10 protein-coding genes are annotated in these 24,677 nt (G+C 59.6%); 4 read left to right on the forward strand and 6 right to left on the reverse strand.

Annotation, left to right across the window (positions count from 1 at the left end; all coding sequences use genetic code 11):
* Nucleotides 1-57: 57 nt before the first annotated feature.
* Complete coding sequence (locus I6L34_RS06420) at nucleotides 58-2,013, reverse strand: EAL domain-containing protein (RefSeq protein ID WP_058058552.1); 1,956 nt, start codon at nucleotides 2,011-2,013, stop codon at nucleotides 58-60.
* Between the two features lie 185 nt (nucleotides 2,014-2,198).
* Here I6L34_RS06420 and I6L34_RS06425 point away from each other — a divergent pair, with 185 nt between their 5' ends.
* Nucleotides 2,199-2,693: a hypothetical protein gene (locus I6L34_RS06425; RefSeq protein ID WP_058058546.1), complete on the forward strand. Its 495-nt coding sequence runs from the start codon at nucleotides 2,199-2,201 to the stop codon at nucleotides 2,691-2,693.
* A gap of 70 nt (nucleotides 2,694-2,763) precedes the next feature.
* Here the strand turns inward: I6L34_RS06425 and I6L34_RS06430 are convergent, their stop codons facing one another.
* The 3 genes from I6L34_RS06430 to I6L34_RS06440 all read right to left on the reverse strand — a co-directional run bounded on the left by I6L34_RS06430 (nucleotide 2,764) and on the right by I6L34_RS06440 (nucleotide 20,185).
* The gene (locus I6L34_RS06430) at nucleotides 2,764-17,529 is read right to left on the reverse strand and encodes an immunoglobulin-like domain-containing protein (RefSeq protein WP_216956210.1); all 14,766 of its coding nucleotides are present in this window, start codon (nucleotides 17,527-17,529) and stop codon (nucleotides 2,764-2,766) included.
* A gap of 231 nt (nucleotides 17,530-17,760) precedes the next feature.
* Nucleotides 17,761-19,422, reverse strand: a complete 1,662-nt coding sequence (locus tag I6L34_RS06435; protein WP_005335335.1) for a putative transporter — start codon at nucleotides 19,420-19,422, stop codon at nucleotides 17,761-17,763.
* 127 nt (nucleotides 19,423-19,549) lie between these two features.
* Nucleotides 19,550-20,185, reverse strand: coding sequence for a hemolysin III family protein (locus I6L34_RS06440; RefSeq protein ID WP_058056972.1), 636 nt, complete (start codon nucleotides 20,183-20,185; stop codon nucleotides 19,550-19,552).
* Between the two features lie 175 nt (nucleotides 20,186-20,360).
* On the opposite strand from I6L34_RS06440, the gene I6L34_RS06445 reads away from it, so the two are divergent.
* The 3 genes from I6L34_RS06445 to I6L34_RS06455 all read left to right on the forward strand — a co-directional run bounded on the left by I6L34_RS06445 (nucleotide 20,361) and on the right by I6L34_RS06455 (nucleotide 22,859).
* The gene (locus tag I6L34_RS06445) at nucleotides 20,361-21,884 is read left to right on the forward strand and encodes an aminotransferase class V-fold PLP-dependent enzyme (protein ID WP_058058544.1); all 1,524 of its coding nucleotides are present in this window, start codon (nucleotides 20,361-20,363) and stop codon (nucleotides 21,882-21,884) included.
* A 90-nt stretch (nucleotides 21,885-21,974) separates the two neighbouring features.
* Complete coding sequence (locus I6L34_RS06450; protein WP_005354349.1) at nucleotides 21,975-22,538, forward strand: septation protein A; 564 nt, start codon at nucleotides 21,975-21,977, stop codon at nucleotides 22,536-22,538.
* 24 nt (nucleotides 22,539-22,562) lie between these two features.
* A complete protein-coding gene (locus tag I6L34_RS06455; protein WP_058056974.1) occupies nucleotides 22,563-22,859 on the forward strand; it encodes a YciI family protein in 297 nt (98 codons plus the stop codon).
* Nucleotides 22,860-22,938: 79 nt separating this feature from the next.
* Here the strand turns inward: I6L34_RS06455 and cysQ are convergent, their stop codons facing one another.
* Nucleotides 22,939-23,694 (reverse strand): 3'(2'),5'-bisphosphate nucleotidase CysQ, encoded by a 756-nt coding sequence (gene cysQ / locus I6L34_RS06460; protein WP_058056997.1) that lies wholly within the window; start codon nucleotides 23,692-23,694, stop codon nucleotides 22,939-22,941.
* A gap of 214 nt (nucleotides 23,695-23,908) precedes the next feature.
* The gene (pdxJ, locus tag I6L34_RS06465; RefSeq protein WP_005340919.1) at nucleotides 23,909-24,646 is read right to left on the reverse strand and encodes a pyridoxine 5'-phosphate synthase; all 738 of its coding nucleotides are present in this window, start codon (nucleotides 24,644-24,646) and stop codon (nucleotides 23,909-23,911) included.
* Nucleotides 24,647-24,677 lie beyond the last annotated feature (31 nt).

Here is a 24,677-nt window from a genome sequence, read left to right on the forward strand (position 1 = left end):
CTCCATCGTAAAACAACAAGGCCACCTTGCGGTGGCCTTGTTGTTTCTGGCGATCTCTCACGTCAGATAGCTGGCAGCAAACTCCGCCGGCGGCAGGGGGCGACTGAACAGATAGCCCTGTAGCCGATCACACCCCGCCTCGGTCAGCCACAGCTGCTGCTCGGGTGTTTCCACCCCTTCGGCGGTGATCCGGATCCCCAGCTCATGACCCAGCCCGATGACCGAGCGCACGATAGCGGTGGTCGCGCTATTGCTGGCCAGCCCCTGAGTGAAGCTGCGATCCAGCTTTAGAGTCGCCACCTGCAAACGCGGCAGATAGGCCAGCGAGCAGTAACCGGTACCAAAGTCGTCGATGGCCAGCTGAAAACCGGCGGCGATCAGGTTGTCGAGGTTGGTCTCAATCTCGTCGGCGTTCTCCATCAGTACCCCTTCGGTGATCTCCAGCTCCAGTTGACTGGCCTTGAGACCATGGCGAGCGATGCAGGCTGAGACCCGCTCACAGAGCGCCGGATCACGGAACTGCAGCGGCGAGAGGTTGATGGAGAGCACCATATCCGGCTGCGCAGTTTGCCACTGCGCCAGCTGGGCACAGCCCTGCTCCAGCATTAACTGGCCAAGCTGACCGATGATCCCCATCTCTTCCGCCAACGGAATGAACTCATCGGGGGAGATCATCCCAAGCTCGGGATGGGGCCAGCGACAGAGCAGCTCGGCGCCGTGCAGCCGGTGAGTGCGGGTACAGATGATCGGCTGATAGACGGCAACCAGCTGGGCGGACTTGATAGCGAGCGGCAACTGGGCGGCGATCAGCTGACGCCGCTTGAGCCGGGCATGCAGCTCGGGATCAAACAGAGTGCAGTACTGCTGCTGCCGTTTGCCCTGCGCCAGCGCAGCCTCGGCATGACTGAGCAACCGCTCGGCATCGCTTGCCCGCCCCTGGGCCAGCCCCAGAAACACCGGGATCTGGATCCGGTGATCTTCCACCTGATAGTGCTCCATCAACTGCTGCTGCAGATGCTGGCTCCACCCCTGCAATGGCTCGTTGAAGTCCGGCAGCAACAGGCTGAAGTCATCGGCAGCGACCCGACAGAGCAGAGAACGCGGCGGCACCAGCTGCTGCAACCGCTTGGCAACCTGGCTCAGCAGGCGATCGGCAATCCGGATCCCGAAGCGATCGTTGATTTCACGAAAATGGTGCAGATCGACCAGCACCAGCGTGGCACTGCGTCCCCCAAGATGGCGGCTGGTCTGCAAGAACCGGGAGAGTTTGAGCAACCCGGTCAGACTGTCGTAGTGCTGCTCCTGCTGCAACTGCGCCTGAGTGGTGCGCAGGCCGGTGATGTCACGCCCCAGCGTCAGGATCCCGAGGGAATGGCCATCACCATCTGGGACATCGACCCGGGTGATCTCCATGTGTCGCCCCTGCCCGCTGGCATCCAGCAGACAGCACTCGCCGTGGCCCATCCCCTGCGGCGCCGCCAGCCGGAACGGTAGCTGCTGACCCAGCACCTCATCCGCCCCCTGGCCGATAAAGTCGAGAAACGCCTGATTGCACTCCAGCAACACCCCGTTGTGATCATCGAAACGGATCAGATCAGGAATGGCATCGAGCAGAAAACGCTGCAACAACTGCTGCTTTTTGACGGTTTGTTCCAGGCTCTTGCGCTGGGCAATCTCGTTAACCACCCCGAATACTGCGCACGCCTCTCCCTGCGGGGTGTAAAGAGGCACCTTGTGCACCTCCATCCAGCAGGTATTCCCGCCCCGGTTGCAATGGAGCTGCTGATACAGCATCGGCACGCCTCCAGCAAGCAGCTGCTCATCCTCACTGCGAAAGAGATCGCCCCATGGCATATCTGCATCTGTCTTGCCGACAACCTCGGCAGGCGACTCCAGCTTGGCTTCACGGGCGAACTCACGATTGGCGAACAGGTAACGCCCATGACTATCTCGACAGAAGATACTCATTGGCAATTGGTCGATGATCTGCTGCAGCAGATCCGGGGTGAGCATGTTGGTCACAGGGGTGCTTATGGAGGAATTTCGAGCAAATCTATGATAGCAAACCAATTTTGTAAAGCACCCCGATCACCTCCCCATAACACCGAACGCTGGATGGTTGCTGACAGAGATTGTCGCTCCGGCGATAATAGGCGCCGGTTGGCCAATGGCCTGGTGATATGGACGAGAGAAACAAGATGAAAAAGATTATGGGGAGCGCATTGGCGCTGCTGCTGGTTGGTTGTGCTGGTGACAATAACGGCGGTGAGGAGTATCGCTACAACCCGCCAATTGCCAAGGCAACCAACAATACTCAGGAAATGGCGATCCCGGTGGATCTGGTGTGGGCTCGCGCCGAGAAGTGGTTCACCGATCACGGCCTCACCATCGAAAACAGCCTGCGTGGTTCCGGCCTGATGACCGCCAACGTCAACCAGTCAGCCGACGGGCTGGAGTGGCTGGACTGCGGCACCATGGGTTCCAAAGTTGCACTGGGCAACCCGAACCTGCAGATCAACTTGATCATCACCCAGAGCGGCAACAGCAGCGTGGCCACCGTCAACGTCAAGGGCAACACCGAGCTGTTCTTCGTTGAATCCTCAGGCGAGCGCGTACCGGCCCCGTCCATCAAGCCGGTCTGTGTCTCCCGCGGCACCCTGGAGCAGAGCCTGTTTGCCACCCTCGGCAACTGATTTCTCTTCCCTGCAAAGATAAAAAAAGCGGCAGATTGCTCTGCCGCTTTTTTATTGCCCCGAGTTGGGCTTACTTATCGATATCGAGCATGTTGTTGGTCAACATGTAATCGATCACCTGGTTGGCCGTGGTGCCAGAACCGCCCGTCAGACTGTCGAAGGTATGGTTCATCAGCACAATCTCCTGAGTCACCGGCGCAGTACTGCTCTCCTTGACCTGCAGGTGCACCCCTTCATTGTCCTGGAACACCGAGAGCAGGCTCTTCAGATCAGTCGTACTGTGAGAACCATCGTGATCCAGCAGATCGCTCAGATCCAGCTTGTCACCTTCCAAACGGTTGATGGTGCCTGACCCCTTGTTGAAGTCCATGATGTAATCCTTGGTCAGGGAGCCTGATACTGTATCCCCCTGATTCCAGACGAAAGTATCTGAACCGCCATCACCACGCATTACATCGTTGCCGAGCCCGCCGATCAGGATATCGTTCCCCAGACCGCCGCGCAGCGCATCGTTATGACTACCGCCATCGATGTAGTCGTCACCGGTACCGCCAAACAAGATATCGGAACCTGACTGCCCGTAGATTTTGTCATTGCCGCTGCCACCATTGACCACATCAGCTTTGCTACTGCTGACATCAACACTCAGCAACAGACCGTCGCCATCGAGCATGGCATCTGTGCCAGACAAGCTGCCTGTCATGATGTGATGAGCCTTGAGCTGATTTACCGTCAGTTGCAACGAATCGTCGGTACCGAATCCATCAGCCCCGGTTTTGCCTGCATAAATCACATCATTACCGCTGCCGGTTTCGATATGGTCATTGCCTGCTCCGCTGCTGACGGTCTGGGCGGCACTTCCCTTGTTGTAGCTGGTACCGGCATGTATGTGGTCGGTACCGCCGTTACTGGTAGTGACTTCGCCCAGCAGATTACCGCCGAAGGAAACATCAAGACGGTCAGGATTAGCCGCTCTCTCGCCATTGCGTACCACGATAGAGTCGTTGAGGTCAGTACCATCTACCGTCAGCGGCAGATGAACCGGAACCCCGTTGCTGTCCACCGGATTGACGCTGATGGTCAAGGTGCTGTTGGTGGTATCGCCATCACCATCGCGCACGCTGTAGCTGAACACCTCGCGTGCATCAGCCGGGATCTGGCTGCCATTCTTGGTGACCTGATAGGTATAGGCACCGTTGGCCAGAATGGTCAGTACCCCGTACAGGCCAACTACCTGGGTACCCGCACCATTGGTATAGGTGGTCGAGCTGCTGCCGACTCCGTAGCCAATGACACTCAGACCACCATCAGCACCGGCAAGATCGTTGGCCAGCACATTGCCTGTGGTCTGTGGCAGCTGATAACCAGAACCCTCCACCAACTTGACGATCAGATCGAAGCTGTTGCTGGCATTCTCTTTGGTGTAGATAGTCTTCACCACGTTGCCACCCGCATCGCGGAAACCCAGTACCTCCAGCGTGTATGCCTTACCTTCAAAGTTGAAGGTAGCAGTCGTATTACCGATTGAGATGATGTCATCACCATTCCCCCATCTGTCATTGGGGGTTTCGTTATGATTGAAATTCACAACAAGTTTTATTGGCGTGACCCGTCCCAATGCATCAGTTACGGAGAAAGTAACCTCCATCGTTGCAGCACTGATAGCATCGTTATAAATCGGGTTGTTGTAATGAGTGAATGTGCCCAGTTTGATCTCTTCATTGATCGGAATTGCACCGTTCAACGCGGCATCATTGTCCATGAAACCGTAACCAGAGGGATTGTTACCGCCTCCCCAGCGAATTTGATCCAACCCAGAGTCATTGTCATTAGAGTCCCCTCTAGTCACGGAGGATCCACCTCTCCAATCAGTCCAGTTTGCCTCGATACCACTCACATCAAACGAATCAACCAGAACGCTAACTCGGGCATCATCGACCACTGCAACCGGCACATCGTCACGCACAGCCAAGTCAAACGAGCCAGTGGCAGTCTCAGCTCCAGATTTGCTTACCTCATAGTTGACGGTAAAGCGCAGTTCGTCCTGGCTGGTCAACGCTGTGCTCTGACCATCCACTGTGTGGCTAAGCGGCTTGAGCAGAGTAAAGGTGTAGCTCGGTGGATTGGCACTGTTATCCACCGTCACAGTAAAGGCTACATTGGCGGGGTTGTTACCAAAGTACCCTTTGAGCCCGGCGCCATCCTGAACAACATTGACCGGCTGACCATCAATACCCGTCACCCCGCTCAGACCCGTGATGCCAACAAGTTTGAGTTGTACGCCAGAGACATTGCCACCACTGCCATCAGTCACCTGCAGCGACTGAGTCACAGAAAGCGGGCCGCTAGCAGGCATACCCACAGGCTCAGGCAAGTGTGCATTTCCGCCAGACAAACCATCCTCATCAACCAGACCATTGCTCAGTCGCACAGAGAGATCGTTGTCAGTAATGGTTCCGGCTCCGGTCACACCACCTACTGTCAGAGTCAAGGTTTCAGTCTGTTCTACCAACTTGTCATTCACTGTCGGCACTGACACGGTAAAGCTCGTCACACCAGCTGGTACTGAGATTTTGCCTGTGCTGCTGTTATAGGTAACACCGTGACTGAACTGCAGAGTTCCCCAGTCAGAGTTAGAGGCAGCATGAGTACCACTGCCCGCGATTGAGAGGCTGTACTCAGTCGCTACATTAGTCGCACCACTCAAGGTCACAACATGCTGCAAGGTAGCCCCTTCAACCACAGTGGCACTCAATACACCGGTTACATCAGGGCGCGCCAGCGGGTTGACAGCAAAGCTGCCTTGCGAGCCGTCACCGTCCCGATCATAGGCCTTGAAGGTGAAGTCGATGTCGCCATCACCAACCGGGCGCTGCATCTCTGCATACTGGAAGAATTCCCACTTGCCCGTTGCAGGCGTGAATTGCATCTTGAAGATCAAGCTGCCATCACTGGCCTTGCCAACCATGCTGTTGGCACCTTCCGCGGTAATGGTAATTGCCAGACCAGCTGCCGTTTTCAGACCCGTTTCAACGGTGCCGGTAACCAGCTCCAGACGCCCTTTACCATCAGCTCCCCATTGCGGTGCCACTGTCCCCGAGCCATAGGCAATTGCCTGCGGAGTAGAGGAGCCAAGGAACTCGATAGACTTGACTGTAAAGTCGCTGTTGTCCTTGACGTTGAACGAATTGCCGTTATCGGTTGCTTTGATCACCATGGTGTCAAAACCACCCTGCTGCACTTGGAAGTTCTGGTTGTACTCTCCACCCGCCGCATCCGACCTAAAGGGAAGTGTTGAGATCAGAACTCCATCACGGTAGAACTCGACCACACCACTCTCCAGCTCACCACCGAACATCTTGCTGAACTCGATCTTGGCACCGTAAGCCACAGTGCCAGCATCCAGTTTGATCACCAGCTCTTCAGATACCCCTGAGCCGTCGGCCAGTTTGCGGAAATCGACCTCGTTCTCAATATTGTGGTAAGGGGCTGTCGAGCTCTTGACACCAATGCCTTCGCTCGAGCCATTAACCAGCGCATCAGTCAGAGCAGTAGATGTTGAAGAGAGGAAACCTTTAGCCGTGATGGTGAACTTGCCACCATCAATGCTGGTGCTATTCCCGCTATAGCCGGTCATGCTGAACTTGCCGGTCAATACATCAGGAATACTGGTTTTCACCAGCGAAACCGCGGCAGCATCGCCAGCAATGGGGGCATCGTCCTCCACAGTGATGGGCAGCGAAGCACTCGTAGTACTCTGACCATCAGAAACAGAGACTCCGATGTTGAAACTCAGCGTATCCTCGGCAGTAGTCACCGGATGATCGAGGGCGCCTTTCAGAGTAACGTCATAACCCCAATCTCCTTTGGTACTACCTGCTGGTGCAGTCAGCTTGACATCAAGCACAGCCTTGTAGTCCGCACCACCCAAGGTACCGGTATACCCAGTCAACACCTTGCCTGACGCATCCCAACTCCACTTCACATCCAGCCCGCCAGACTTGAGCCCGGACGGGCCAGAGAGGCTGACCGTCACGCTACTGCTATCGATATCCGCCACTGTAATAGTGCCGCTAGCGATGGTCGCATTGGTGGTATCAGTATTACCTGTGGTATCAGGCAACCCGTTGGTCAGCCCCTCTTCGGACACCACCGCAGGTTTATTGATCACCACGGTAGGGGGAGCGTCGTTGTCAGTGATGGTGGCCGTGCCGGTCACGGTGCTGCTGGTGCCTGCACCGCTCAGGGTGTAGTTCTCGCTCGCCTCGAACACGGTGTCATTCACGGTGCTCACCTTGACGCTGAAGCTGTCGGTGTTGGCCGGTACCGTCACGTTGAAGGTGCCATCCGCATTGACGTTCACGGTCTGCACCGCCGTGCCGATAGTGACGGTCACCTGGGTGCCGCTGAAGTCGACCCCCTTGGTGGCAGTGCCACTGGCCAGGGTCAGCGTCAGCGTGGTCGGGGTGCTCGAGGTGTTGGTCAGCCCCACCGCAAAGCTGTTGGCATTCCCTTCCACCACTGTGTCACCCACGATGGTTGCCACCTTCGGTGCGCTGTCGTTGTCGGTGATGGTGGCCGTGCCGGTCACGGTGCTGCTGGTGCCTGCACCGCTCAGGGTGTAGTTCTCGCTCGCCTCGAACACAGTGTCATTCACGGTGCTCACCTTGACACTGAAGCTGTCGGTGTTGGCCGGTACCGTCACGTTGAAGGTGCCATCCGCATTGACGTTCACGGTCTGCACCGCCGTGCCGATAGTGACGGTCACCTGGGTGCCGCTGAAGTCGACCCCCTTGGTGGCAGTGCCACTGGCCAGGGTCAGCGTCAGCGTGGTCGGGGTGCTCGAGGTGTTGGTCAGCCCCACCGCAAAGCTGTTGGCATTCCCTTCCACCACTGTGTCACCCACGATGGTTGCCACCTTCGGTGCGCTGTCGTTGTCGGTGATGGTGGCCGTGCCGGTCACGGTGCTGCTGGTGCCTGCACCGCTCAGGGTGTAGTTCTCGCTCGCCTCGAACACGGTGTCATTCACGGTGCTCACCTTGACGCTGAAGCTGTCGGTGTTGGCCGGTACCGTCACGTTGAAGGTGCCATCCGCATTGACGTTCACGGTCTGCACCGCCGTGCCGATAGTGACGGTCACCTGGGTGCCGCTGAAGTCGACCCCCTTGGTGGCAGTGCCACTGGCCAGGGTCAGCGTCAGCGTGGTCGGGGTGCTCGAGGTGTTGGTCAGCCCCACCGCAAAGCTGTTGGCATTCCCTTCCACCACTGTGTCACCCACGATGGTTGCCACCTTCGGTGCGCTGTCGTTGTCGGTGATGGTGGCCGTGCCGGTCACGGTGCTGCTGGTGCCTGCACCGCTCAGGGTGTAGTTCTCGCTCGCCTCGAACACGGTGTCATTCACGGTGCTCACCTTGACGCTGAAGCTGTCGGTGTTGGCCGGTACCGTCACGTTGAAGGTGCCATCCGCATTGACGTTCACGGTCTGCACCGCCGTGCCGATAGTGACGGTCACCTGGGTGCCGCTGAAGTCGACCCCCTTGGTGGCAGTGCCACTGGCCAGGGTCAGCGTCAGCGTGGTCGGGGTGCTCGAGGTGTTGGTCAGCCCCACCGCAAAGCTGTTGGCATTCCCTTCCACCACTGTGTCACCCACGATGGTTGCCACCTTCGGTGCGCTGTCGTTGTCGGTGATGGTGGCCGTGCCGGTCACGGTGCTGCTGGTGCCTGCACCGCTCAGGGTGTAGTTCTCGCTCGCCTCGAACACGGTGTCATTCACGGTGCTCACCTTGACGCTGAAGCTGTCGGTGTTGGCCGGTACCGTCACGTTGAAGGTGCCATCCGCATTGACGTTCACGGTCTGCACCGCCGTGCCGATAGTGACGGTCACCTGGGTGCCGCTGAAGTCGACCTCCTTGGTGGCAGTGCCACTGGCCAGGGTCAGCGTCAGCGTGGTCGGGGTGCTCGAGGTGTTGGTCAGCCCCACCGCAAAGCTGTTGGCATTCCCTTCCACCACTGTGTCACCCACGATGGTTGCCACCTTCGGTGCGCTGTCGTTGTCGGTGATGGTGGCCGTGCCGGTCACGGTGCTGCTGGTGCCTGCACCGCTCAGGGTGTAGTTCTCGCTCGCCTCGAACACGGTGTCATTCACGGTGCTCACCTTGACGCTGAAGCTGTCGGTGTTGGCCGGTACCGTCACGTTGAAGGTGCCATCCGCATTGACGTTCACGGTCTGCACCGCCGTGCCGATAGTGACGGTCACCTGGGTGCCGCTGAAGTCGACCCCCTTGGTGGCAGTGCCACTGGCCAGGGTCAGCGTCAGCGTGGTCGGGGTGCTCGAGGTGTTGGTCAGCCCCACCGCAAAGCTGTTGGCATTCCCTTCCACCACTGTGTCACCCACGATGGTTGCCACCTTCGGTGCGCTGTCGTTGTCGGTGATGGTGGCCGTGCCGGTCACGGTGCTGCTGGTGCCTGCACCGCTCAGGGTGTAGTTCTCGCTCGCCTCGAACACAGTGTCATTCACGGTGCTCACCTTGACGCTGAAGCTGTCGGTGTTGGCCGGTACCGTCACGTTGAAGGTGCCATCCGCATTGACGTTCACGGTCTGCACCGCCGTGCCGATAGTGACGGTCACCTGGGTGCCGCTGAAGTCGACCCCCTTGGTGGCAGTGCCACTGGCCAGGGTCAGCGTCAGCGTGGTCGGGGTGCTCGAGGTGTTGGTCAGCCCCACCGCAAAGCTGTTGGCATTCCCTTCCACCACTGTGTCACCCACGATGGTTGCCACCTTCGGTGCGCTGTCGTTGTCGGTGATGGTGGCCGTGCCGGTCACGGTGCTGCTGGTGCCTGCACCGCTCAGGGTGTAGTTCTCGCTCGCCTCGAACACGGTGTCATTCACGGTGCTCACCTTGACGCTGAAGCTGTCGGTGTTGGCCGGTACCGTCACGTTGAAGGTGCCATCCGCATTGACGTTCACGGTCTGCACCGCCGTGCCGATAGTGACGGTCACCTGGGTGCCGCTGAAGTCGACCCCCTTGGTGGCAGTGCCACTGGCCAGGGTCAGCGTCAGCGTGGTCGGGGTGCTCGAGGTGTTGGTCAGCCCCACCGCAAAGCTGTTGGCATTCCCTTCCACCACTGTGTCACCCACGATGGTTGCCACCTTCGGTGCGCTGTCGTTGTCGGTGATGGTGGCATTGCCCGTCACACCGGTACTGCCATTGGTGGTCACGCCGCCAGCTTCGGTCACTTTCAGACTGAAGGTTTCATCGCCTTCATAGACGCTGTCCTGGGTGGTGGCCACGGTCACGGTCAGGCTGGTCACGCCCGCCGGGACTGTGACATCGCCATTGGTGGCCACGGTTAAGGTCTGGGTGTCGCCGTTGCCGTCCACATAGGTGACGGTCATGGTGCCAAGGTCACCCGCCTCGGCAGTGCCAAGGTTGAGCCCCAGGTTAATGGTCAGCGGCGCTTCGGTAGCATGGGTCAGGCCCACGGTGAACACCGCGTTGCTGCCTTCAGACACGTCACCGGCATCGGTGACCGACAGGGTCGGGCGATCATCGTCCGGGGTGCCGCCGCCCGGTGGGGTGACGGAGCCATCATCAACGATGGTGGCATTGCCCGTCACACCGGTACTGCCATTGGTGGTCACGCCGCCAGCTTCGGTCACTTTCAGACTGAAGGTTTCATCGCCTTCATAGACGCTGTCCTGGGTGGTGGCCACGGTCACGGTCAGGCTGGTCACGCCCGCCGGGACTGTGACATCGCCATTGGTGGCCACGGTTAAGGTCTGGGTGTCGCCGTTGCCGTCCACATAGGTGACGGTCATGGTGCCAAGGTCACCCGCCTCGGCAGTGCCAAGGTTGAGCCCCAGGTTAATGGTCAGCGGCGCTTCGGTAGCATGGGTCAGGCCCACGGTGAACACCGCGTTGCTGCCTTCAGACACGTCACCGGCATCGGTGACCGACAGGGTCGGGCGATCATCGTCCGGGGTGCCGCCGCCCGGTGGGGTGACGGAGCCATCATCAACGATGGTGGCATTGCCCGTCACACCGGTACTGCCATTGGTGGTCACGCCGCCAGCTTCGGTCACTTTCAGACTGAAGGTTTCATCGCCTTCATAGACGCTGTCCTGGGTGGTGGCCACGGTCACGGTCAGGCTGGTCACGCCCGCCGGGACTGTGACATCGCCATTGGTGGCCACGGTTAAGGTCTGGGTGTCGCCGTTGCCGTCCACATAGGTGACGGTCATGGTGCCAAGGTCACCCGCCTCGGCAGTGCCAAGGTTGAGCCCCAGGTTAATGGTCAGCGGCGCTTCGGTAGCATGGGTCAGGCCCACGGTGAACACCGCGTTGCTGCCTTCAGACACGTCACCGGCATCGGTGACCGACAGGGTCGGGCGATCATCGTCCGGGGTGCCGCCGCCCGGTGGGGTGACGGAGCCATCATCAACGATGGTGGCATTGCCCGTCACACCGGTACTGCCATTGGTGGTCACGCCGCCAGCTTCGGTCACTTTCAGACTGAAGGTTTCATCGCCTTCATAGACGCTGTCCTGGGTGGTGGCCACGGTCACGGTCAGGCTGGTCACGCCCGCCGGGACAGTGACATCGCCATTGGTGGCCACGGTTAAGGTTTGGGTGTCGCCGTTGCCGTCCACATAGGTGACGGTCATGGTGCCAAGGTCACCCGCCTCGGCAGTGCCAAGGTTGAGCCCCAGGTTAATGGTCAGCGGCGCTTCGGTAGCATGGGTCAGGCCCACGGTGAACACCGCGTTGCTGCCTTCAGACACGTCACCGGCATCGGTGACCGACAGGGTCGGGCGATCATCGTCCGGGGTGCCGCCGCCCGGTGGGGTGACGGAGCCATCATCAACGATGGTGGCATTGCCCGTCACACCGGTACTGCCATTGGTGGTCACGCTGCCAGCTTCGGTCACTTTCAGACTGAAGGTTTCATCGCCTTCATAGACGCTGTCCTGGGTGGTGGCCACGGTCACGGTCAGGCTGGTCACGCCCGCCGGGACAGTGACATCGCCATTGGTGGCCACGGTTAAGGTTTGGGTGTCGCCGTTGCCGTCCACATAGGTGACGGTCATGGTGCCAAGGTCACCCGCCTCGGCAGTGCCAAGGTTGAGCCCCAGGTTAATGGTCAGCGGCGCTTCGGTAGCATGGGTCAGGCCCACGGTGAACACCGCGTTGCTGCCTTCAGACACGTCACCGGCATCGGTGACCGACAGGGTCGGGCGATCATCGTCCGGGGTGCCGCCGCCCGGTGGGGTGACGGAGCCATCATCAACGATGGTGGCATTGCCCGTCACACCGGTACTGCCATTGGTGGTCACGCCGCCAGCTTCGGTCACTTTCAGACTGAAGGTTTCATCGCCTTCATAGACGCTGTCCTGGGTGGTGGCCACGGTCACGGTCAGGCTGGTCACGCCCGCCGGGACTGTGACATCGCCATTGGTGGCCACGGTTAAGGTCTGGGTGTCGCCGTTGCCGTCCACATAGGTGACGGTCATGGTGCCAAGGTCACCCGCCTCGGCAGTGCCAAGGTTGAGCCCCAGGTTAATGGTCAGCGGCGCTTCGGTAGCATGGGTCAGGCCCACGGTGAACACCGCGTTGCTGCCTTCAGACACGTCACCGGCATCGGTGACCGACAGGGTCGGGCGATCATCGTCCGGGGTGCCGCCGCCCGGTGGGGTGACGGAGCCATCATCAACGATGGTGGCATTGCCCGTCACACCGGTACTGCCATTGGTGGTCACGCCGCCAGCTTCGGTCACTTTCAGACTGAAGGTTTCATCGCCTTCATAGACGCTGTCCTGGGTGGTGGCCACGGTCACGGTCAGGCTGGTCACGCCCGCCGGGACTGTGACATCGCCATTGGTGGCCACGGTTAAGGTCTGGGTGTCGCCGTTGCCGTCCACATAGGTGACGGTCATGGTGCCAAGGTCACCCGCCTCGGCAGTGCCAAGGTTGAGCCCCAGGTTAATGGTCAGCGGCGCTTCGGTAGCATGGGTCAGGCCCACGGTGAACACCGCGTTGCTGCCTTCAGACACGTCACCGGCATCGGTGACCGACAGGGTCGGGCGATCATCGTCCGGGGTGCCGCCGCCCGGTGGGGTGACGGAGCCATCATCAACGATGGTGGCATTGCCCGTCACACCGGTACTGCCATTGGTGGTCACGCCGCCAGCTTCGGTCACTTTCAGACTGAAGGTTTCATCGCCTTCATAGACGCTGTCCTGGGTGGTGGCCACGGTCACGGTCAGGCTGGTCACGCCCGCCGGGACTGTGACATCGCCATTGGTGGCCACGGTTAAGGTTTGGGTGTCGCCGTTGCCGTCCACATAGGTGACGGTCATGGTGCCAAGGTCACCCGCCTCGGCAGTGCCAAGGTTGAGCCCCAGGTTAATGGTCAGCGGCGCTTCGGTAGCATGGGTCAGGCCCACGGTGAACACCGCGTTGCTGCCTTCAGACACGTCACCGGCATCGGTGACCGACAGGGTCGGGCGATCATCGTCCGGGGTGCCGCCGCCCGGTGGGGTGACGGAGCCATCATCAACGATGGTGGCATTGCCCGTCACACCGGTACTGCCATTGGTGGTCACGCCGCCAGCTTCGGTCACTTTCAGACTGAAGGTTTCATCGCCTTCATAGACGCTGTCCTGGGTGGTGGCCACGGTCACGGTCAGGCTGGTCACGCCCGCCGGGACTGTGACATCGCCATTGGTGGCCACGGTTAAGGTCTGGGTGTCGCCGTTGCCGTCCACATAGGTGACGGTCATGGTGCCAAGGTCACCCGCCTCGGCAGTGCCAAGGTTGAGCCCCAGGTTAATGGTCAGCGGCGCTTCGGTAGCATGGGTCAGGCCCACGGTGAACACCGCGTTGCTGCCTTCAGACACGTCACCGGCATCGGTGACCGACAGGGTCGGGCGATCATCGTCCGGGGTGCCGCCGCCCGGTGGGGTGACGGAGCCATCATCAACGATGGTGGCATTGCCCGTCACACCGGTACTGCCATTGGTGGTCACGCCGCCAGCTTCGGTCACTTTCAGACTGAAGGTTTCATCGCCTTCATAGACGCTGTCCTGGGTGGTGGCCACGGTCACGGTCAGGCTGGTCACGCCCGCCGGGACTGTGACATCGCCATTGGTGGCCACGGTTAAGGTCTGGGTGTCGCCGTTGCCGTCCACATAGGTGACGGTCATGGTGCCAAGGTCACCCGCCTCGGCAGTGCCAAGGTTGAGCCCCAGGTTAATGGTCAGCGGCGCTTCGGTAGCATGGGTCAGGCCCACGGTGAACACCGCGTTGCTGCCTTCAGACACGTCACCGGCATCGGTGACCGACAGGGTCGGGCGATCATCGTCCGGGGTGCCGCCGCCCGGTGGGGTGACGGAGCCATCATCAACGATGGTGGCATTGCCCGTCACACCGGTACTGCCATTGGTGGTCACGCCGCCAGCTTCGGTCACTTTCAGACTGAAGGTTTCATCGCCTTCATAGACGCTGTCCTGGGTGGTGGCCACGGTCACGGTCAGGCTGGTCACGCCCGCCGGGACAGTGACATCGCCATTGGTGGCCACGGTTAAGGTTTGGGTGTCGCCGTTGCCGTCCACATAGGTGACGGTCATGGTGCCAAGGTCACCCGCCTCGGCAGTGCCAAGGTTGAGCCCCAGGTTAATGGTCAGCGGCGCTTCGGTAGCATGGGTCAGGCCCACGGTGAACACCGCGTTGCTGCCTTCAGACACGTCACCGGCATCGGTGACCGACAGGGTCGGGCGATCATCGTCCGGGGTGCCGCCGCCCGGTGGGGTGACGGAGCCATCATCAACGATGGTGGCATTGCCCGTCACACCGGTACTGCCATTGGTGGTCACGCCGCCAGCTTCGGTCACTTTCAGACTGAAGGTTTCATCGCCTTCATAGACGCTGTCCTGGGTGGTGGCCACGGTCACGGTCAGGCTGGTCACGCCCGCCGGGACTGTGACATCGCCATTGGTGGCCACGGTTAAGGTCTGGGTGTCGCCGTTGCCGTCCACATAGGTGACGGTCATGGTGCCAAGGTCACCCGCCTCGGCAGTGCCAAGGTTGAGCCCCAGGTTAATGGTCAGCGGCGCTTCGGTAGCATGGGTCAGGCCCACGGTGAACACCGCGTTGCTGCCTTCAGACACGTCACCGGCATCGGTGACCGACAGGGTCGGACGATCATCGTCCGGGGTGCCGCCGCCCGGTGGGGTGACGGAGCCATCATCAACGATGGTGGCATTGCCCGTCACACCGGTACTGCCATTGGTGGTCACGCCGCCAGCTTCGGTCACTTTCAGACTGAAGGTTTCATCGCCTTCATAGACGCTGTCCTGGGTGGTGGCCACGGTCACGGTCAGGCTGGTCACGCCCGCCGGGACTGTGACATCGCCATTGGTGGCCACGGTTAAGGTCTGGGTGTCGCCGTTGCCGTCCACATAGGTGACGGTCATGGTGCCAAGGTCACCCGCCTCGGCAGTGCCAAGGTTGAGCCCCAGGTTAATGGTCAGCGGCGCTTCGGTAGCATGGGTCAGGCCCACGGTGAACACCGCGTTGCTGCCTTCAGACACGTCACCGGCATCGGTGACCGACAGGGTCGGACGATCATCGTCCGGGGTGCCGCCGCCCGGTGGGGTGACGGAGCCATCATCAACGATGGTGGCATTGCCCGTCACACCGGTACTGCCATTGGTGGTCACGCCGCCAGCTTCGGTCACTTTCAGACTGAAGGTTTCATCGCCTTCATAGACGCTGTCCTGGGTGGTGGCCACGGTCACGGTCAGGCTGGTCACGCCCGCCGGGACTGTGACATCGCCATTGGTGGCCACGGTTAAGGTCTGGGTGTCGCCGTTGCCGTCCACATAGGTGACGGTCATGGTGCCAAGGTCACCCGCCTCGGCAGTGCCAAGGTTGAGCCCCAGGTTAATGGTCAGCGGCGCTTCGGTAGCATGGGTCAGGCCCACGGTGAACACCGCGTTGCTGCCTTCAGACACGTCACCGGCATCGGTGACCGACAGGGTCGGACGGTCTGCTTCATCAGTGATAATTGTCTTGATATTCGCATCTGACAGATCCAGTTTTTCAAAACCTAACGTGCCTATTGGCACTTGAATACCACTGACAGAGACATCAAAACTTTCATTTCCTTCATATATGAAGTCGGCCAAGGTAGAAATACTAAATGTTGCTGTCTTACCATCAGCACCAATAACCGCTTGGGTAGTCTCGGTGATGTCAGCACCACTGGCAGTGGTGTAGGTGTAACTCAGAGTCACGATGCTACCTGCCGGCGCGGCATCGCTGAGGGTCACGATGTAGGTCACCGTGCTCTCGCCTTCCACTACGCTCCCCGGCCCACGCAGAGTCACGGTGGTCACGTCACTGTCATCCACGACTGTATTGGTGATAGTGCCAGTGCTAACCAAATTCTCGTAATTGCCGCCGCTAGTCTTGTCGATAGTGACGCTCAGTGACTCTTCACCTTGCTGATAAATGTCATCTCCACGAACCGGTACCGGTTCACTGTTGGCACTGCTGCTGCCCACTGGAATGGTGATCACCACCCCGTTGGAGAGGGTCACGGTCAGCGGGCTGCCGGTCACCGGGTTGCTGACACTGGCGGTGTAGACAATGCTGCCGCCCTCGGTCACGGTCTGGCCGTTGGTGGCCGAGCTCAGGGTCACGGTGGTAGTGTCGACAGTGTCGACCACCTCGGTGGTCACCTTGCTGCTGGTGTCCAGCTGCTCGTAGTTGCCACCGCTGCTGCCGGTGATGCTCACCGTCAGGCTGCTGCCATCGTTGTAAACGTCGTCTCTCGGGGCATCGACCGTCACGCTGCCGCTCAGCTCGCCCGCCTTGATGGTGATGCTGGCGCCGTTGGACAGGGTCAGCACCAGATCGCTTTGCGGGGCGTTATTGACGCTGGCGCTGTAGGTGATTTGGCCCCCTTCGTTGACCTGCGCCGGGGCGCCCAGGGTCACGGTGGTGGTGTCGACAGTGTCGTTAATCTGGGTAGTCGTTGAAGGTCCAGTGATAATCTGGTTGAAACCACCGCCCTGAGTACCGGTAATCGAAACGGTGATCGTTGACGGGTCGACATAAGGGCTGTCTGCTGGAGCAGCAACAGTGACTGAACCGGAACTCTGGCCGACGGGAATGGTGATCACTGCACCATTTGACAGCTGAATAACCAAGTCAGAACCAAAAACAGGTTCATCTAATGTCGCAGTAAAGGTGATAAACCCACCTTCATTCACCTGTGCATCTGCACTCAAGACAAGGTTGGCGGAGGTAAAAAGGGGATCATCTTCACCAACGGCTTCAAGCGGTGGCTCACCATTGGCGTTGTAGGTGGTATCGAAAGTGGCTTCAGCAATGGTTGCGGAACCGGTACGGTCGATGGTGACAAAACCGCCGTTGCCACTGGCACCGGCGACGCCCCCAATACCGCCACCACCGGCAGCAGGTGCACCGCCTGCGGCAGAGGCTTCAAAGGCCTGGGTCGGGTCCGCGCCACCCAAGATCGCCTGTTGCAAGGCACTGATATCATCAGGAGTACCTGCAGCGCCGTTTTGCGCCAGCTGGGGAGCATCTCCCTCTTCGGCAGGCTCACTCTGCTCGCTGGCTGGTTGCACATTGAATGACTGTCCGCCGCCCATGAAACTGGCGCCATCCGGCGACATGATCACCGCCCCTTTCGGCAGCACATCACCTTCAGCCAACAGCTTCCGGCTGCCATCTGCGGCAACCAGATAAATTTGTCCTTTAAGTTGGGTTACGGTTACGCCCTGTTCCAAGGTAACGGCATTGGTGATCATGTTCTCTCCTGAATCCTGATTTGAATGCAATAAGCCACAGCCTACTTTGCAGACTGAGGGAAAAAATAACCAGCTCGAAAATTCGAAAGGATAGACCGATTTGAGGCTGAACTGTTCAGCCAGACAGAAGTGTGTAAAACGAGGTTGCGAGAATGGCAAAAACCAAAATTATCAATAAATTACAGAATGATGACGGGAGCATGACAAAGCATGCTCCCGTCAGGATTAACCCTAGGCCCCCGCCCAGAGGATGATAGCCAGCAGCTGTGGCGAGATGATCCGCAGGAACATAACCAGCGGGTAGACAGTAGCGTATGAGAGCGCACTGGCGCCACTGGTCGGGTGCATGGCGTTGGCAAAGGCCAGCGCGGGAGGATCTGTCATGGAGCCGGCCAGCAAGCCGCACAGGGTCAGATAGTTCATCTTGCCGTAGAGGCGCGCCAGCACACCGACTACCAGCAGCGGGATCAGGGTAATCGCCATACCGTAGAGCATCCAGGCTGGGCCATCACCGTTGATCAGGGTATCGACGAAGCCGGCACCGGACTTGAAGCCGACCACCGCCAGAAACAGCACGATCCCGATCTCCCGCAGCGCCAGGTTGGCGCTGGGTGGCATGAACCAGTAGAGCTTGCCGATGCTGCCGATCCGCGACAGGATCAGCGCCACCACCAGTGGCCCACCCGCCAGACCCAATTTGAGAGCGGCCGGGAAACCGGGCAGGTAGAAGGGGATGGAGCCGAGCAATACGCCAAGGCCAATCCCGATAAATACCGGCAACATCTGCACCTGCTGCAGTTTTTGCTGCACGTTGCCGACCACATTGGTGACAGCTTCGATGGCATCGAGGCGCCCCACCAGGTTGAGAATATCGCCAAACTGCAGGCTGGTCTGACTGGTCGGCACCAGTTCGATACCGGCACGGTTGAGGCGCGAGATCACCACGTCATAGCGTTGTTTGATATCCAGATCGCGGATCTTCTTGCCAAGAACCTGCTCGTTGGTCACCACAACCCGCTCGACTCGCAGATCGGTGCCGCGGGTCGAGAGCGAGGTCTCCACCTCCTCCCCCAACACCAGCAACACCTTGTGCAGCGCATGGCGCTCACCCACCAGGTGCAGCAAGTCACCCAGTTCGATACGGGATTCCGGCCGTGGCACCATCAGCTCGTCGCCACGCTTGAGCCGTGAACAGATGACATCGGACTCGTCGAGACTCGGGATCTCGCTCAGCATCAGGCCGTGCATGTTGGGATTGCGCACCGCGATGTTGATGGTCTGCAAGCTCTCCTTGGTTTTACCGGTTTGTAGCTCGAACTGGGCGGCTTCATCGTCGATCTTGATGCGAAAGAAGACCCTGACCAGCCACATGGTGAGCAAAATGCCACAGATACCAAACGGATAGGCAACCGCATATCCCATCCCCATCAGGCCGGTAGAACCGGGCGCGGCGCCCAGCTCGGCCAGGATCTGCTGGCCCGCACCGAGAGATGGCGTATTGGTGACGGCACCGGAGAAGACCCCCAGAATGACCGGCAACGGCACATCGAAAAATTGATGCAAGCCAGCGGCCACCACGCAGCCAAGGATGACCAGCAAGGCGGCAAAGGCGTTGAGTTTGAGACCCGAACTGCGCAATGACGAGAAGAAACCCGGCCCGACCTGGATGCCGATGGTATAGACAAACAGGATCAGGCCGAATTCTTGAATAAAGTGAAGCGTTTGTGCATCCAGCGCGAGATCGGAGGCGCCTGCAAAGTGACCCACAATGATGCCACCGAACAGCACCCCCCCTATTCCCAAGCCAACGCCATAGACTCGCCAGTTTCCCAGCCAGAGTCCTAGCACTGCCACCAGCGACAACATGCTGATGGAAAGCGCGATTTCACTCATTTCGTGCATCCTTTGCGAATTGAACTGGCCCTAGCTTGTCAGCAAACGCTGATGCCAACTGTGTGATACCGCACGAATTTATCCTTTTACGCGCTAAAAATACCAATTAAGGGCTAGTTGCAAGACGTTAGGCGACGTAGCCGTAAATGGCCATAAAGTGACAAACGCTGCCACCCAGCACAAAGAGATGCCAGATGGCGTGGTTATAGGGGATCTGCTTGGCCACATAGAAGATGACCCCGAGGCTGTAGATAAGGCCGCCAAGCCCGAGCAGCAGCAGCCCCTCACCGGCCAGATGGATATAGAGCTGGTAGATGACCACCAGCGACAGCCAACCCAGCATCAGGTAGGTAAAGAGCGACAACTTCTTGAAACGGTTAATAAACACCAGCTTGAACGCCACCCCAGCCAGCGCCAGGGCCCAGATCACCACCATCAAGCCCTTCGCCAGCGGCGTATCGAGCGCCACCAGCAGGAAGGGGGTATAGGTGCCGGCAATCAGCAGATAGATGGCGCAGTGATCAAACACCTTGCACCAGCGTCTGGCCCGCCCTTCCGCCATGCTGTGGTAGAGGGTCGAGGCGAGATAGAGCAGCACCAGACTGCCGCCATAAAGGCTGTAGCTCACCAGCGCCTGCGTACCCTGCCCCCATCCCTTGATGAGCAACAGCACCAGCCCGACAATCCCCAGCAACAATCCCGCACCGTGACTCAGCCGGTTTGCCAGCTCCTCCCGGGGGGAGTAATCCATCACACCACTCATAACATCGACTCCACAATAACTGTGGCTCACTCTACCCAGCGCCATTTCGGAGTACAAGTGTTCGCTTAAAAAATGGAGTGGCTGTCACCTGCCAACCTTTGGTGTATGCTCTGCCGCCGATGCCCGAGACAAGCGGCATAAACACCTACCCCGGTGACCTGGTCTGGAGAACCTGATGAAGTTGACTGAGCTGTTTGCACAAGCGGATCCCGCCTTTGGCGAGGCGATGAACACCTTGCTGGAGAGCTTCCACCACTCCGACGACAGTCAGGCCCCCTATCAGCGCGACCTGTTCACCCACCAGCTCGATCAATCCCGCATGCCTGCAGTCGGCCAATCTATCGAGGAGTATCTGGCGCGGCTGGCTACTCTGGTGCCCGGTGCCTCGCACCTCACCTCGCCACGCTACATGGGCCATATGACGGCGCCACTGCCAGCCTATACCGCCGAGCTGTCGCGCCTGCTGGTGATGCTCAACCAGAATCCGATGAAGATGGAGTCCTCCCGCCTGCTCAGCTTTCTGGAGCGAGAGGTGCTGGCCAAGCTGCACCGCCTCATCTATGGCCGGGACGATGCCTTCTACGGCGAGCAGATGCATGCCAAGGATGCCGCCCTCGGCGTCATGACCAGCGGCGGCACCATCGCCAACGTCACGGCACTGTGGCTGGCCCGCAACCGCGCCTGTGGCGACAACCTGTTCGCCCTCTATGAGCAGGGCTATCGGGGCGCCGTCATTCTCGGTTCACGCCTGATGCACTACTCCTTCGACAAGGGAATGGATCTGCTGGGACTGGGCGCCCGCAGCGTCTGGCGCCTTGAGACCGACGAGCAGAACCGGCTCAGTCTGGCTGCGCTGGAGCAGGCGCTGATCCAGTGCAAAGAGCAGAAATTGAAAGTACTGGCATTGGTCGGCGTGGCAGGCAGTACCGACTTTGGCTCCATCGATCCCCTGCCTGAGCTGGCCGCCATAGCCGAGCGCGAGCAGATCCACTTCCACGTGGATGCCGCCTGGGGTGGCCCGACCCTCTTCTCCCCCCGCTATCAAGGTTTGCTGGCCGGAATAGAGCAGGCCGACACCGTCACCCTCGATGGCCACAAGCAACTGCTGGTGCCGCTTGGTACCGGCATGCTGCTCTGCCGCCAGCCCGACCTGATGATGGCGGTCAAGCGGGAGGCGCCCTACGCCATTCGTGCCACCTCGTTCGATCAGGGTCGCTTTACCCTGGAGGGCACCCGCCCGGCCAATGCCCTCTATCTGGATGCCGCTTTCCAACTCTTCGGCCAGCAAGGTTACGCCGAGCTTATCGAAGCCAACTACGACCGCGCCCGGCTGATGGCAGATCTCATCGAAAGTGACCCCGCCTTCGAGCTGATGTCGGCACCGGTGATGAACCTGCTCTCCTACCGCTGCATCCCGCCCCACCTGCAGGGCAAGGTGCTGGATGAGACGGCCAATGCGCAGATCAACGACTTCAACGTGGCACTGCAAAAAGCCCAGCGGGCCGAGGGGCACAGCTTTGTCTCACGTACCCAGCGGGCGGTGGTGCGCTACGGCGCACAGCCTCTCACCTTGCTGCGCGCCGTGCTGCTCAACCCTCTGATTGAAGAGCGCCATATCCGCGACCTGCTGGCCGATCAGCAACGACTGGGGATCTCCATTGCACGCCAACTGTTTGGCGACAGCGCGGAACCGGCGTAAAAATGAGCGGTCTTATTCATTTGCCGTTGTCCGCCATGCAGGTAGACTGGGCGAAATTTGCAGGCCATCTTTGAGGACTAGGCGCCAGACATGAAGCAATTTATTGAATTTATTCCACTTATCGTTTTCTTCGCGGTCTACAAGTTCTACGACATCTACATGGCTACCGGCGCACTGGTAGTGGTCACCGGTCTGCAGCTCGCCTATAGCTGGATCCGCTATCGCAAAGTCGAGAAGATGCAGCTCTTTACCTTCCTGCTGGTTGGCTTCTTCGGCGGCCTCACCGTCTTCTTCCACGATGACACCTTCATCAAGTGGAAAGTGACTGTCATCAACGTACTGTTTGCACTGGGTCTGCTCATCAGCCGCTACGGCTTTGGCAAGAACCTGATCAAACAGATGCTGGCCAAGGAGCTGCAAGCGCCCGATGCAGTCTGGGACAAGGTCAATCTCGGCTGGGTCGGCTTCTTTACCGTCTGCGGCCTGCTCAACCTCTATGTGGCGTTCAACCTGCCGCAGGAGATGTGGGTCAACTTCAAGGTGTTCGGTCTGCTGGGGATGACGCTGGTCTTTACCCTGCTGAGCGGCGTCTATCTCTACCGCCACATCCCTGCCGAGCAGTTGTCCCAGCAAAAAGACGAACCCAAAAAGTAACCCTCATCAGAAAAGGATTGTCTCATGTGGTATCTCATCTACTCCGAAGATGTCCCCGATAGCCTGCCACTGCGCAAGCAAGTTCGCCCTGCCCATCTGGCCCGACTGCAAGCCCTGCAGGATGAAGGTCGCCTGCTGACCGCGGGTCCTAATCCTGCCATCGATGCAGAGGATCCGTCAGATGCAGGTTTTACCGGCAGCACCGTCATCGCCGAGTTTACCTCGCTGGCTGACGCCAAAGCCTGGGCCGATGCCGATCCCTATGTGGCAGCTGGCGTCTATGCCAAAGTGACCATCAAGCCGTTCAAGAAGGTCTTCTGATCCAAAGCACATAGCGAAATAAAAAAGGCCGGACTGGAAGTTCACTCCAGTCCGGCCTTTTTGCATCCCGATATCTCGTTTATGCCCTGGCGACAAACCAGGGGTTGAGGATGTCGGGCTTGTTGTAGCGCAGCGGTGAGCCATCGAGCTGGGTGACGCAGCCACCCGCCCCCTCCAGCACCGCCTGTGCCGCACCAGTATCCCACTCGCAGGTGGGTGCGAGGCGCGGATAGAGCTCGGCGTCCCCCTCAGCGATGATGCAGAACTTCAGCGAACTGCCCATGGAAACCAGCTCGATCTCACCAAACGGCGCCAAGAAATCGAGGGTCTCCTGCGACAGGTGGTTGCGACTGCCCACCACTCGCCACGCCTCGCCTTCACGATGAGGCCGGGTCTGGATAGGCTCGCGCTTGCCATCGGCGATGCGCCAGGCACTGAGCCCCTTTCCGCCATACCAGAGCTTGTCCAGCACAGGGGCATAGACCAATCCCCAGCGCGGCGTCCCCTCTTCAATCAGCGCGATATTGACGGTGAACTCACCGTTGCGGGAGACAAACTCCTTGGTTCCGTCGAGGGGATCCACCAGCCAGTAGCGGGACCAGCCGTGGCGCGCCGCCATCACCTCGGACCCCGACTCCTCAGACAGTACGGGAATATCCGGAGTCAGCCGTGCCAACCCCTGAACGATCACCTCATGAGCCCCCTTGTCGGCCGCGGTCAGCGGGCTCTCGTCGCTCTTGTACTCCACCGCGAAGGGCTGGCTGTAGATGGCCATGATGGCCGCTCCCGCCGCGCGGGCGACAGGTTCAAGGTCGGTGATATCGGGGTGGTACAGGGGATGATCCATAACAATCTCGTCCAACTCACAGGGTCAACCAGTGTAACCCTTTTGACATCAACTGCTTATAGCCGATTGTGCTGGGTTATTACTGCGCGGGTGCCGCCAACTCATTAGCCCCGCATTAATAGACCTAAAAACAACAAAGGACGCCGTGGCGTCCCTTGTTATTTTTGGCGGCCGGTCTCAGGCCGCGGGCCTATTTTGCAACTCAGATCCCCTGACGGGCTTCCTGCATCAGCAGACGCATGTCGCTCACGGCTTTGGCCAGGCCGTCGAAGGCGGCGCGGCCGATGATGGCGTGGCCGATGTTGAGCTCATAGAGCTCGGGGATGGCGGCGATGGCCTTGACGTTGTGGTAGTGCAGGCCGTGGCCGGCATTGACCTTCAAGCCCTTGCCAGCGGCATAGGAGGCACCGGCGGCGATGCGCTTGAACTCGGCATTGCGCTCCGCATCTGTGGTGGCATCGGCGTAACGGCCGGTGTGGATCTCGATAAAGGGGGCGCCACTCTCGGCAGCTGCATCGATCTGGATGGGATCGGCGTCGATAAAGAGGGATACCTGAGCTCCCACCGCGGAGAGACGGGCAACGGCATCAGTCACCTTGGCCAGCTGACCGGCCACGTCCAGACCGCCCTCGGTGGTCACTTCGGTGCGCTTCTCCGGCACCAGACAGACGAAGTGAGGCTTGATGCGGCAGGCGATGCCGATCATCTCTTCGGTCACCGCCATCTCCAAATTCATTCTGGTCTGAATGGTCTGGCGCAGGATCTCCACATCGCGGTCGGTGATGTGGCGGCGATCTTCTCGCAGATGCACGGTAATGCCATCGGCCCCGGCCTGTTCGGCCACGAAGGCGGCCTGAACCGGATCCGGATACTGGGTGCCCCTGGCGTTGCGCAGGGTGGCGATATGGTCGATGTTCACACCCAGATAGATTTCACTCATTGAGAACTCCTTGAAAGGCTTCATCTGTTGA

The organism is Aeromonas sp. FDAARGOS 1404, assembly GCF_019047085.1.
Lineage (GTDB): Bacteria > Pseudomonadota > Gammaproteobacteria > Enterobacterales > Aeromonadaceae > Aeromonas > Aeromonas veronii.